13 protein-coding genes and 1 pseudogene are annotated in these 12,512 nt (G+C 38.5%); 9 read left to right on the top strand and 5 right to left on the bottom strand.

Annotated features, from left to right (window positions below; genetic code table 11):
• The first annotated feature begins 46 nt into the window (after nt 1-46).
• From H4I94_RS04635 to H4I94_RS04610, 6 genes and pseudogenes are all read left to right on the top strand, one after another.
• On the top strand, nt 47-979 hold the full coding sequence (locus tag H4I94_RS04635) for an IS5 family transposase (RefSeq protein WP_261181941.1): 933 nt from the start codon (nt 47-49) through the stop codon (nt 977-979).
• A gap of 53 nt (nt 980-1,032) precedes the next feature.
• Nucleotides 1,033-1,590, top strand: a pseudogene (locus tag H4I94_RS04630) (transglutaminase-like domain-containing protein); the annotation flags it as partial.
• Between the two features lie 379 nt (nt 1,591-1,969).
• Nucleotides 1,970-2,977 (top strand): SDR family NAD(P)-dependent oxidoreductase, encoded by a 1,008-nt coding sequence (locus H4I94_RS04625; protein WP_261181939.1) that lies wholly within the window; start codon nt 1,970-1,972, stop codon nt 2,975-2,977.
• A 134-nt stretch (nt 2,978-3,111) separates the two neighbouring features.
• Nucleotides 3,112-4,506 (top strand): class II fumarate hydratase, encoded by a 1,395-nt coding sequence (fumC, locus tag H4I94_RS04620; protein WP_261181937.1) that lies wholly within the window; start codon nt 3,112-3,114, stop codon nt 4,504-4,506.
• A gap of 315 nt (nt 4,507-4,821) precedes the next feature.
• The gene (locus H4I94_RS04615; protein ID WP_261181936.1) at nt 4,822-4,944 is read left to right on the top strand and encodes a hypothetical protein; all 123 of its coding nucleotides are present in this window, start codon (nt 4,822-4,824) and stop codon (nt 4,942-4,944) included.
• Between the two features lie 704 nt (nt 4,945-5,648).
• Nucleotides 5,649-5,999 carry a DUF3147 family protein gene (locus H4I94_RS04610; RefSeq protein WP_314732913.1) on the top strand — a complete coding sequence of 117 codons (351 nt, stop codon included), beginning with the start codon at nt 5,649-5,651 and terminating at the stop codon, nt 5,997-5,999.
• Nucleotides 6,000-6,194: 195 nt separating this feature from the next.
• Here the strand turns inward: H4I94_RS04610 and H4I94_RS04605 are convergent, their stop codons facing one another.
• The 3 genes from H4I94_RS04605 to H4I94_RS04595 all read right to left on the bottom strand — a co-directional run bounded on the left by H4I94_RS04605 (nt 6,195) and on the right by H4I94_RS04595 (nt 7,595).
• Entirely contained in the window at nt 6,195-6,416 is a 222-nt protein-coding gene (locus H4I94_RS04605) for a hypothetical protein (protein WP_180005683.1), read from the bottom strand.
• The gene (locus H4I94_RS04600; RefSeq protein ID WP_131272804.1) at nt 6,409-6,945 is read right to left on the bottom strand and encodes a hypothetical protein; all 537 of its coding nucleotides are present in this window, start codon (nt 6,943-6,945) and stop codon (nt 6,409-6,411) included. Before H4I94_RS04600 ends, H4I94_RS04605 begins: the two co-directional genes overlap by 8 nt.
• Nucleotides 6,946-7,166: 221 nt before the next feature.
• A complete protein-coding gene (locus tag H4I94_RS04595) occupies nt 7,167-7,595 on the bottom strand; it encodes a hypothetical protein (RefSeq protein ID WP_261181933.1) in 429 nt (142 codons plus the stop codon).
• 180 nt (nt 7,596-7,775) lie between these two features.
• On the opposite strand from H4I94_RS04595, the gene H4I94_RS04590 reads away from it, so the two are divergent.
• The 3 genes from H4I94_RS04590 to H4I94_RS04580 all read left to right on the top strand — a co-directional run bounded on the left by H4I94_RS04590 (nt 7,776) and on the right by H4I94_RS04580 (nt 10,550).
• Nucleotides 7,776-8,915 carry a sensor domain-containing diguanylate cyclase gene (locus H4I94_RS04590; RefSeq protein ID WP_261181932.1) on the top strand — a complete coding sequence of 380 codons (1,140 nt, stop codon included), beginning with the start codon at nt 7,776-7,778 and terminating at the stop codon, nt 8,913-8,915.
• 258 nt (nt 8,916-9,173) lie between these two features.
• The gene (locus tag H4I94_RS04585) at nt 9,174-9,665 is read left to right on the top strand and encodes a hypothetical protein (RefSeq protein WP_261181931.1); all 492 of its coding nucleotides are present in this window, start codon (nt 9,174-9,176) and stop codon (nt 9,663-9,665) included.
• A gap of 282 nt (nt 9,666-9,947) precedes the next feature.
• The gene (locus tag H4I94_RS04580) at nt 9,948-10,550 is read left to right on the top strand and encodes a nitroreductase family protein (protein ID WP_261181930.1); all 603 of its coding nucleotides are present in this window, start codon (nt 9,948-9,950) and stop codon (nt 10,548-10,550) included.
• A 90-nt stretch (nt 10,551-10,640) separates the two neighbouring features.
• On the opposite strand, the gene H4I94_RS04575 is transcribed toward H4I94_RS04580, so the two are convergent.
• Nucleotides 10,641-11,846, bottom strand: a complete 1,206-nt coding sequence (locus H4I94_RS04575) for an MFS transporter (RefSeq protein ID WP_261181929.1) — start codon at nt 11,844-11,846, stop codon at nt 10,641-10,643.
• Nucleotides 11,843-12,280, bottom strand: coding sequence for a MarR family winged helix-turn-helix transcriptional regulator (locus H4I94_RS04570; protein WP_092819655.1), 438 nt, complete (start codon nt 12,278-12,280; stop codon nt 11,843-11,845). Before H4I94_RS04570 ends, H4I94_RS04575 begins: the two co-directional genes overlap by 4 nt.
• Nucleotides 12,281-12,512 lie beyond the last annotated feature (232 nt).

The raw sequence follows: 12,512 nt of genomic DNA, 5'->3' as shown, positions 1-12,512 counted from the left end.
TGCACAAACATAGCTTAGAAGGCTTCTTCAGCAATATAATTTCAGAATGAAGAAGCCTGCACCTAAAATCTATCGTACAACTAATTGGTCATCCTATAATCAAGCTTTAATTAACCGAGGTAATATCTCCATTTGGTTTGATCCAAAGACTCAGTGGTATGCACAATTACAAGGCAAGCAAGGTCGAAATCAAACCTACTCCGATACAGCAATTCAATGCTGCTTAATGATCAAATCTCTATTTCGACTCTCTTTACGTATGGTGACAGGTTTTGTTCAAAGCCTGATTAAACTCTGTGGATTAGATTGGACAGCTCCTGATTACACTACGCTTTGTAGAAGACAAAAGCATATTGATATTGCGATTAGCTATCAAAAAAGTCGTGATGGTCTCCATCTACTCGTGGATTCTACTGGCTTGAAGTTTCTAGGTGAAGGCGAATGGAAATGCAAGAAACATGGGGCTGAATATCGTCGCCAATGGCGTAAGCTTCATATTGCTATAGACGCTGAAACTCTTGAAATACGTGCAGTTCAGCTCACAACGAATAATGTCAGTGATTCACAAGTACTCGAAGATTTACTAGCCCAAATTCCCTTAGATGAGCAAATTGATTCTGTCTATACAGATGGTGCTTATGACACAAAGTACTGCCGACAAGTCATTTTAGATCGAGATGCACATGCGGTGATTCCTCCCAGGAAGAATGCAAAGCCTTGGAAAGATCAGCAAGCGAGGTCTATAGAGCGGAATGAGTTATTGAAAACCGTCAAACGGCTAGGAAGGTCACTTTGGAAAAAATGGTCTGGTTATCATCGTCGAAGTTTGGTGGAAACCAAGATGCATTGCATCAAATTATTAGGCGATAAATTAACAGCAAGGAGCTTTCCGAGTCAGGTGAATGAGATCCATGCACGTACAGCGGTATTGAATAAATTCACAGAATTAGGGCGCCCTCATACCCAAGTTGTCACTTAAATTTAGATCACTTAGGGGAGCTCAGCCTTTCAAACCTTTATGCAACAAAGCCGTTCGGCTATAACACCGGAGACATGATTCCTGCTTCTGATGTTTTAAAAGATGGCTATGGCCAATGTAATACAAAAGCAACTTTATTGATGGCGCTGTTAAGAGCAGTCAAAATACCTACTCGACTGCATGGCTTCACTATTGATAAAGCGTTACAGAAAGGGGCGATAGACGGTATCTGGTATAAGCTTTCACCTAAAAACATATTGCATAGTTGGGTGGAGGTTTATGTGAATGAACATTGGTATATCTTGGAAGGAGTCATTCTTGATAAGAAATATCTTCAAGAGCTAAGAAACATCAATAAAAACGTTACTCAGACATTCTGTGGTTTCGGAGTCTTTACAGATAATTTTGATAATCCACCCATAGACTGGAATCTAAGTCATACTTTTATTCAAGACAAGGGAATTAACCAAGACTTCGGTATATTTGATAGCCCTGACGATTTTTATAGAAGTCATCAGCAAGAGCTTAGTTATATTAAAAGTCTATCTTTTAAGTACTTTATAAGACATTTAATGAACAGGAATGTAAATACGATTAGGAATAAACATTAGAGAGACTTGAAAAGCTTTTGCCGTTTCTGAGTTGTCTTGCTTAGGAGAGAAGTGGCAGTCCACTATGATCATATCTTTAAACTGAAAAGACTTCCTCATGAACGATACAGATTGCTGAAATAAAAATAGACCGCCTGGAAGGGGGGGTATGGCAAGATCATTTTTTGTCGTAAATAAAATACAGTTCATAGCCATAACTGTAACACATGCATTATTTCAAACCTTTAATATGGTGATATAGTGCTCTTGCAGATTAGCCGACTCAAGAGAATTTTTGAGTCGGTTTTTTGCTTTTAATATCTGTGGATAAGTTGTTGTAAGCACCAAAATTACACCAATAAATTGCAAGGTACTGATTATTATAAGGAGTATCTAAACAATGATTTTAGTGACAGGTGGTTTAGGCTTTATAGGCTCACATATTGCCTTAAGCCTGATGGCTCATGGACAAGAAGTCATCATTGTCGATAATTTATCCAATGCAACTTTACAAACCCTGGAACGACTTGAATACATTTCCGGCATGTATGTGCCTTTTGTCAAAATTGACATCCGCAATACGCCGGCTTTAAACAAAGTTTTTGAACAATATTCCGTAGAAGCCGTCATTCATACCGCCGGTTTCAAATCGATAGAAGAATCTGCGCTGAAACCGCTGGAATATTATAACGATAATGTCAGTTGTATTATGAGTTTGCTGCGTTCCATGCAGCGTACAGGCATTCGGAGCCTGATTCATTTATCCAGTCTGGCGGTCTACGGCCAGTCCAGCTTAATTCTGACCGAAGATACGCCATTTAATTATTCCTATCCAAATCCCTATATCAAATCTCAACAAATGACGGAAGAAATCATCCGTGATACTGCACTGACCGACAATGAATGGAAAATTGCCATTTTAAGATTATGCAACATTGCCGGAGCCTTTGAACATGCCGTACTCGGGGAGTTTGTTGCACCATTGCCGAAAAACATTATTCCACTGGCTTTACAGGTAGCAGCGAGAAAACGTGATTATATTGAACTGCGACAGCAAGCCCAAACCCTGGATCGTACCGTTGAACGCAGCTTTTTGCATGTATTGGACTGTTGTGATGCCATTTTCTCGACCCTGCAGTGGTTAAGAACCCAACCTTATACCTGTGATGCTTTTAATATTGCAGGACAAAATATGTCCATCCGCGCCTTACTCAGTGAAGTGTCCAAAGTCACCCGGACTGAAATCAAGACCATAGATGCACCGTTTTATACTTATGCTGAACTCGATCAGGTGGGGGCGACTTCAAGCAAGGCCCATGAAATTTTAAAATGGCAACCTAAACGCAGCATTACCCAAATGATTGAAGATGCCTGGCGTTTTTATCAGCAAACGCTAAAAGGAAATTAAAGAGGTATGAAGCTTAAAAAGCATATGTAAATAATAATCATTTACAATTACAAGATGTTTGATTAAGATCATTAAATATGTCAAAACTAATCAATTGGCTGAATGAATAAAACAACAGGGATATGAGGTAGAGCATGCAAACACGTATTGAACACGACACCATGGGCGAGGTAGAGGTTCCAGGCGAAGCAATGTGGGGGGCGCAAACACAGCGTAGTTTGCAAAACTTTAAAATTGGCCAGGAACGTTTACCCCGACCGATGATTCGGGCGATGGGCCTAGTCAAAAAAGCGGCAGCCATTACCAATGCCGAGTTAGATCAAATTCCTCATGAGCTGTCACATTATATCGTCAATGCTGCAGAAGAAGTCATTGCCGGGAAGTGGGATAGCCAGTTTCCGCTGGTGGTGTGGCAAACCGGTTCGGGTACGCAAAGCAATATGAACTGCAATGAAGTGATTGCCAATATTGCCAACCAGAAACTGGGTAATCCTTTGGGGGCGCAAAAGCCGGTTCATCCCAATGATCATGTCAATCGTGCGCAATCGACCAATGACTCTTTTCCAACGGCCATTCATGTGGCTGCAAGCCTGCAAATCAATGAACTGCTGATTCCTGCGGTACAATGTTTACGCGATACTCTAGAGGCTAAATCTAAAGCATTTTCAGATATTGTGAAAATTGGCCGTACCCATTTACAGGATGCAACGCCCTTAACGCTGGGTCAGGAATTTAGTGGCTATGTATCACAACTGGATCATGCCTTAAAACGTCTGCATTATGCCTTACTGGGCTTGTATGAATTGCCTTTGGGGGGGACAGCAGTTGGAACCGGTTTAAATGCTCATCCTGAATATGCGGTTAAAGCAGCAGCACAACTGGCCAATTTAACCGGTTTGCCATTTGTGACGGCTCCGAATAAATTCGAAGCTTTGGCGGCCCGGGACGCTGCAGTATTTGCCTCTGGAGCCTTAAAAACGCTGGCAACAAGTTTAAATAAAATTGCCAATGATATTCGCTGGCTGGCAAGTGGTCCGCGCTGTGGGTTTGGCGAAATCCGTATTCCTGAAAATGAGCCAGGTTCAAGCATTATGCCGGGCAAGGTCAATCCGACCCAAAGTGAAGCCATGACCATGGTGGTGGCACAGGTGCTGGGGAATGACACGACTATTAATGTCGCTGGAGCTTCGGGCAACTTTGAGCTGAATGTGTTTATGCCGGTCATTGCCTTTAACCTGTTGCAATCAATTCAACTGTTGGGCGATGCATGTAACAGCTTCAATGATCATTGCGCCGTTGGCATTGAGCCAAACCGGGAAAAGATAGATCATTTCCTGCATAATTCACTCATGCTAGTCACCGCTTTAAATCCGGTGATTGGTTATGAAAATGCTGCGAAAGTTGCCAAAACAGCTTATAAGGAAGGTAAAACCTTAAAGCAGGTCGCGGTCGAATTGAATCTGGTCACTGCGGAACAGTTCGATGCTGTGGTGATTCCTGAAAATATGGTGTCTCCTAATGTGAAATAGGCATCTAAAGGCGAGAACAGCTATCATCAATTGCTCATCAGTGGTTTTTTCCAGGGTAGATATCCGTACAATATAGGAAGAAATTAACTGCCGATGATTAGACTTCTTTCATAATTGTGCACATTCTTTTTATTTTTCTCTTGCGCTTGATTTTAAAGCACTGCTTAAAACCGAGCTCAGGGGGAAATAAAGGGAATTTATGAAAGAAGCTTATTGATTATATTTGATATTTTGATTTAAACGCTCGCCAAATGGTGGGCTTTTTTCATCTTTATGTTAAATTAATTGCACAATTAAAAGCCCATGGAGATGTCTGTGAAAGAAGCACTAAAAGAATATCGCATTGCAAGAACCAAGCTTGAAGATGAAATTCAAGAGTTTCTGAGCAAAAATTTGCAGAATTTAAAGAAAAGACGGGGGCTGAAGTTATTCATTTAGACGTAAACATTGAAGTACTGGATGATCATGAAGCAGATGCTTTTATTGAAAGTGTATTTGTCACAACAGATTTATAGTGAATAGCCATAAAGTAGAAGCCCAACGAAAGGTAGGCTTTATTTAATCCACAGAAATTTACCTGACATACACAAGCTATCGAACTGGGCTTAGAGTGCAATCGGTATAAGTTTGAGCCATATATGCTTGGATTTCTAATCGGTTGAAGTAAAAGATGAAATTATTCACTTTGATTGGGGCAGGGTGGCGGCTAGGTATTATTTTTAGAAAGTTAAAAAAGAAAGAAAAATAAAAAAAAGCCAATAACTTACGAAAAATAGAGGAACCAATCAAGGCACAAAATATCACTGTTTAATTTATGAAAAGGCCTTACAACTTTGTGAGGCTTGGTTGATTTTCCAGAGCCATGATTTTGAGTATACAGCTAAATTTTTTTGATACTGATGCAATTTAAATAGATGATCAGAATGATGATTATTGTCTATCCATAACGAAAGAAATAACCCAAAATAAATGCTTGAAAACAGTTCCTCTAATTGCCCTATACTTTTGTCACTCAAAGCATGTGGCAAAGGGGAAAAGAAGGATAAATTTCTTGTCTATTGAGCAATTAATAGGTCGAATAAAGCGTATAGATGATTGAAAGAACCTATAAAAAGAATTTTTTATTTGCTAAAGGAAATGCAATGGTTTGGCTTATTGCTAAATATGCTATAACTGCTGGGATGGTCATACTAATTTCAGAAGTTGCTAAACGTAGTGACCGTCTAGGGGGACTAATTGCCGCCTTGCCTATTGTCACGGTACTTGTGCTGATATGGATGAAAATTGAGAATCAGGATCCCCAGAAAATTTCCAATCATGCTTGGTATACCTTTTGGTATGTAGTACCGACCTTACCTATGTTTTTGGCATTTCCGATACTTTATCAGCGTTATGGATTTTGGCTGTCTTTAGCCATCTGTTGCATAATGACTATCTTGATTTTTCTTGTCTGGGCTTTGATTTTGCGCCATTTCGGCATTGATTTAATGTAAAGTATTAAAACGATTATTCACCCCGAATCAGGATAAATACTGGAGGGGAAATTGCTAATTTCCTACTGGAAAACCATGAAACATCCATTGGATGCCATATAAAATAACCAGGACTAAAATTACTGAAAATATGATTTCTAATTTCTTCATTATTAAGTATTCCTAAAATTGGCTATGCGGAATAAGTAGTGGAATTTAAGTTTTAAGAATATTCCGTATAGCCATTTGGTCACTATAGCGTTCTTCTATTTCATTAAGATTCTTACGAGCTGTTTTCTCATCCGTAAGAACACCATTGAAATAGGCTATAGTTACATCAGACTTGTTGCACAAATCATTTATATCGTCTGTAGCATTAGTGATGCTAGATGCAACCATTAAAAGAGAAATGGCACTCAAATAAATTTTCTTATTCATCACAGTAATCTCTTTGTGGTATCGTGAACACAAAACCATCTAAAGCATCACTATATTTGTAATAAGCCTGTAGGCGTTTTTTGGTATTTGTAGTCATATTTCCTATTTCATCAATTACATCGGATGCGTCTATATTCGGGTTGCTTTTGAATGTTTTATAAACACAAGTCGTTGCTCTATCAGCTTCATGAGATGATGCTTGTAATTCAACTTCATTCTCTAAATTAACAGCCATTTTTTGCTGACTATTCCTTGCAAATTGTTGAACCGCTTTTTTTTCAAGTTCATCTTTATATTTTTGTTCAATATGAGCGTCAATATCATCACGGATGCCATTTTGGTCCTTATCAATCCCTAAAATTGAATCTGTTCTTTCAAATTTTGGTAATTTTCCTTCATCCTCTAACTTCTGAAAGACTTGCTCTTTTATCGTTATTTTTTCATTTTGTGGTGCTGAAGAATCATTTTTTCCACCGCAGGCACTTAAAGCTATTAAGCAAAAAGAGCCTAATAAAATAGACGTAAACATTATTACCCCCCCGTTGTTACTCGTATATTTTTCATAAGATTCATACAAGCTTGTCCACACGTTATTCCGTATAGCCCTAAAATTAACTAAATATCTCTTATAAGAAATGAAGAGTTATTTTGATATAAGTCATTTGCTTAATCTTTATATAAACTCCCATCACTTCTACTAGGGCTTTTTATTTGAATCACAATTCCGCACTTTGTTTATTGAGGGGTTTTTTATTTCAGCAAAGCATCTGTTGTTTTGGATTCAGAAGTTAAATGCCAGCGTACTAAGTAACTCGCAAACCAAATGCCTGGAATTAAAAGTAGACCTAAGCCAATCCATAAGCTAAGCGTAACAGCGAATATAGAATTGATTATTCCGCAAAATGAACCTAAATAGATAAAATATGGATGAATTTTCTTATTTATGAGCCAGCCAATGTTCATGGCTAAAAATACTAAGATTGCAATCCAGGCAGTGCCAGGGAAGAGAAACTGGTCAAATAATTGATTGGGGCTTAGCACTGTTAAATTAGTTAAATCAGTTAGATGTTCACGAAAGCGATCAGGATTTCCGCCCTTTAAAACCATATAGAAAAAGGGAAGAGTAAATAACCAGACTATACTGGTAGTCACAATTTTAATGATTATTACATATTTCATTATTGGACACTTCTGAGCATTGCTACCCGGCAATTAGAAAAAATAGTGAATTAACGAACGACTCAAGCGCAGCAATGATAAAAAAATACAGCTTTTATTATTAAAAATAAATATTTATTGAATAATTTTAGCTAAACAATTTAGAATAAAAACTACACAGCTCTAGGTGTCATTCAGTCCGTGAATCTGCCAGATACCCAGTATTTTTTATTAGTTTACCCGATTTGCTTAATGCTTATAGGGGCTGTCTTTATTGTTGCACATGTATGGTTTAAAGCTCCCAAATATTTATTGTGGATGGGTCTGAGTTGTGTTTTGCCATCAGTGGCATTGGCTGCACAGACATTGATGACAAATGTACAACTGAAACTGACTGCACCATGGTTTGCACTTTTCTATTTAGGTGGGGCTTGGGCAGTCACACATGGAATGCTGTTAAAAGCCAATTCCAGGTTAAATATGTTTGCAGCTTCTCTTTTTATGATAGTGGCTATGTCTTTTCTTTTATATTTCAAGTATATCGATGAGCAGTTATGGCCACGCATAGTCACAATTAATATTGCAATTCTATGCTTAGAGGCATTGGCACTTCCGAAAGTGTATGCCTTATTGAAAAGAACAGACCTCCTGGAAAAGCTTTTATGCTTTAGCTACTTTCTCTTAGTTGCTTATGCTGTTATCAGAACTTTAATCGTCATTGTATACCTTCAAAATGTGCAACTGATCACCTTAGCCACAACAAAGTGGTGGATGATGATGATTGCAGTAAATATACTCTTCAGTCTGTGGTTTGCAATTGTCGTTTCAGCTGTAGCTGTAAAAGAAAGGTTTAGTATCATTAACGAACAGAGATTGAAAGATCCTTTAACGCAGCTGTATAACCGTAATGGTATTTTAGAAAAAACAGTAGACCTGTTTAAAAACTTGCAGCATGGTGAAGTTTATCTGGTGATGTGTGATGTTGATCATTTTAAGATTATAAATGATACATGGGGACACACCGTAGGGGATAAAATCTTGTGCACAATTGCGGATATATGCAGATCCAATATTCGGCAAGGTGATATTGTCGGCAGATATGGCGGAGAAGAATTTATTATATTGCTGCAAAGTTCAGATGAAAAATCTTCATTAGCTTTAGTTGAACGCTTACGCAAAAAAATTGAAGATCAACTTTTTATTAACAATATTAGAGCTACCGTAAGTTTTGGTGCAGCTCGAATAGATGCAGAATCTCAGTTCATTAGTGCTTTAGAGATAGCAGATGAACGTTTATACAAAGCTAAAAACGCTGGCCGAAATAGGGTTTATTTTAATTAAACTTTTTGCACATATGCTCAATATAAAAATACAGCCCAGGTTTCATTGTGTTGTCTTAATTTTTTATTGAGATATCGAAATAAGAACGGATGGACCAAATGGGGGAGCTTTATAGCGCTTAATTTAGCGTTGAATAAATTGTCATAATTGCTAAAATGCATTTCGTGTTTTATTACTGTTTTGCAATTATTTTGCATTAGTTTTGCGAGGTGAATAATAAAACCTTGAAAAACAGTAATCTATCTAGGAAAATTTTTAATGTTCGATATTTATTTAACAGATGTTCAGAAAAAGGTGCAATTTAAGGATTATCCGGGTGAGCATCCTGTTAAATTTATTTTGAATTTTAAAAAGATTTTTCCAAGTGTGATGGAATTATTGCTTCCGGTTCTGCCTAGCGATGAAAATCTGGATGAAATGACCTGGGAATCGACCAGTGAAGATTTTGAATTGTTCAAATTATTACTCAGTGGCTGGGGCGTAATTGAATTGCGTTTAAATGCAATTTCTCAATTTAAAAATAAAAACTATGCCGATCAGCTGGTCAAAACTGCGCAGCAAAAGCGTAAAGAATTTGCCAAAAATAACCATAAATTAACCACTGTAGAACTGGATTATCTGTTCATGCATGAAATTCATGCACTGATTGATGCAGAACTGGTTGAAATTGGTGAAAAATTCTATTTACCGACATTACGTGATCTCTGGAAGCATAAAGTGTTGCAAAATGTGTTGAATGCTAAATTTTAGACTCGTTTAAAATACGATAATAATCCTCCAAATATTGGGGGATTTTTTATGCCAATTTTAACTGTAAAAAGACCAGCTTAAGCTATTTAAGTGTGTCTATATAAAAGATTAAAGATTTAATTATCAATAAAATGTACTGGTAATTAGAATTATGATTGCATATGGTAAGACCACAACACTTTGACCTGAATATTGTTATAAAAGTAGATATTTCACATTTTATTAACAGTGAGGGTATGGTGTTCCAAATCTTCCCGAAGAAATACCACAGGATTTCATTGAATGTCGAATCAGTTTTTAGATTTAATTAATAAACGCCGTACCATTTATGCGGTGGGTAAAAATGTAGAGCAAAGTCCAGAGTATTTAACTGATTTGATTAAGCATGCCATTAAGCAGAGTCCGTCATCTTTTAACTCGCAGTCTTCACGTGCGGTGATTCTGTTTAATGCCGAGCATGAAAAATTTTGGGATTTAGTCAAAGAAAAACTCAAGTCTTATGCCAAAGATGAAGAAAGTGCGGCAAAAACCAGTGTCAAAATGGACAGCTTTGCAGCAGGTGTGGGCACCGTTTTATTCTTTGAAGATATGGATGTGATTAAAGATCTGCAAGAGCAGTTCCCGTCTTATGCAGAAAATTTCCCGATCTGGGCAGAACACTCAACAGCGATTGCCCAGTTCGCAACCTGGACAGCCTTACATACGGATGGATTAGGCGCTTCACTTCAGCACTATAACCCGATCGTGGATGAACAGGTCCATGCTGAATGGAACATTCCGGCATCCTGGAAACTGCGTGCCCAGCTGGTCTTTGGTTCAGTCGAAGGCGAAGCCAAAGAAAAAGCTTATATAGATGATGCAACGCGTTTCAAAGTGTTCAAGTAATTCATAATTTTTTGAAATCCCCTTTATAAAAGGGGATTTCGCACATTTTAGCCAATGGTTTTAATTTTTCCCGGTGCTATTGAAATATGATTAAGCAGCGTTAACGGCTTTGCTTTTCACTTTATGTCCATGCAGCACATAGTAGAAACCAATACAGATCAAAGCTGCAATCGCGCTATACATATACAGCTGCGCGTAATTGATATAATCCAGCGCCATACCAATAAAGTAGGGACCAAAACCAAGACCTGCATCAAGAAAGATGAAGAACGTCGAGGTGGCAAAGCCCATCCGGTTCAGTGTGGTACTTTTCACCGCAACGGTCTGACAAACCGACTGAATGTTGCCATAACCCAATCCCAGCAAGCCTGCACAAAGTAAAAGTGTGACTGGACTATGTGCCTGACTAAGCAGATACAAGGCCAATGCCATAATAATAAATGCGGGATACATAATGATATTTTCACTTTTACGATCCATCAATGGACCAGTAAATGGACGCGAAAATAAAATCGCAATCGCATACATCAAGAAGAAGAAAGAAGCTGTTTCAACCAGATCAATTTCTTTGGCATAGAAGTTAATAAAGGATAAAACCCCGGAATAACAGATTGAAGTCAACAACATGATGATCGAAATTGGCAAGGCTTTTATTTCAATAAACTGCGAAATGAAACCTGGTTTTTTGATATTGACCTGTGTTTCAACCGTTTTGGTGTGTTGCGGCAGCTTAGGCACTTCAATCATCAAAGCCACCACCAGGCAGCTTACTGCGACAAGGCTCGATAAGGCAAAAATTGAACTATAACCGACATGCAGCATCATCCAGATAGCCAGAAACGGGCCAATCGCGGTACCCAGAGTACTGCTCATGCTATAGTAGCCAATGCCTTCACCACGACGGGTCGGCGGTAAAATCTGTGCGATGATGGTGCCCAATACGGTCGATGCCATGCCCATCATAAACCCATGCATGAAGCGCACTCCCAGCAAGGCAGTGATATTCATGGGAATAAAATAGAATCCTGAAAAAATCAGAAATCCGATTAAACCCACAATCATGGTGGTCTTTTGGCCAAAACGTTGCAGAAACTGACCGACAAGCAAACGGCCAATCAGGGTGCCGACAATGAACAAACCTGAAACCAGACCTGCCTGAGCCGTGGTTGCTCCCAGTTCAGCAACGGCATAACCGACAATGACCACCACCAGAAGATAAAAGGTCAGGACCAGCTGAAAGTTAATGGCACTGACAAGAATGAAATTTTTGCTCCATAAGGGCGTATGTTCACTCATGACTGACCCCCTTTCATCTCTTGCAGATGTTGCATAAGTTGATGAAGGGTGCTTAAGGTACTATTTTGAGCAGCCTGATCCAAGGGCAATAGCAGCTGTTGTTCAAACAGGTCCAGTTTTTGAGAGCATGTGGCAAAAAGCTGTTGGCCTTTAATGCTCAGGATCAGTTTCTTTTGCCGTTTGTCTTCAGTATCGACCTGATCCAAAACCTCCAGTTGCATCAGGGCATGAATCCGTTTTGCAATCGAAGGCTTGGAAACATTCAGATATTCAGCAATGTCGATAGAGGTACAGCCTTGCTTAAGCTGTATGACATACAGTACCTGCCACAAGGAATAATTTAGCTGATGTGGAAGTAAAATAATGTTGATTTCATCGCTCATTAAACGTGCACAGCGCAGTAATGAAGCACGGAAGTTAAGTGGATTTAGCATAATAGTTAGCTAGGGTAACTAAATTCAGTCAACTTTACGCCTGTTTAGTTGATTGTTCAAGTATTAAGCAAGCATCCCTCAAGATTTATTGTTAAACATGGCTCAGTCATATCCGCCATTTCAATTCATTGATGAATCATATTTCAAGCCAGCTGTAAAACCAGGAAATAATAAATCAACATACTTTGCTTAAGATTTAGGCGTATCCTGAATAAGGTCAAAACAACAACAG

Source organism: Acinetobacter sp. T_3_1, from assembly GCF_025377055.1.
Classification (GTDB): domain Bacteria; phylum Pseudomonadota; class Gammaproteobacteria; order Pseudomonadales; family Moraxellaceae; genus Acinetobacter; species Acinetobacter kookii.
This window is presented reverse-complemented; position numbering and strand designations above follow the sequence as displayed.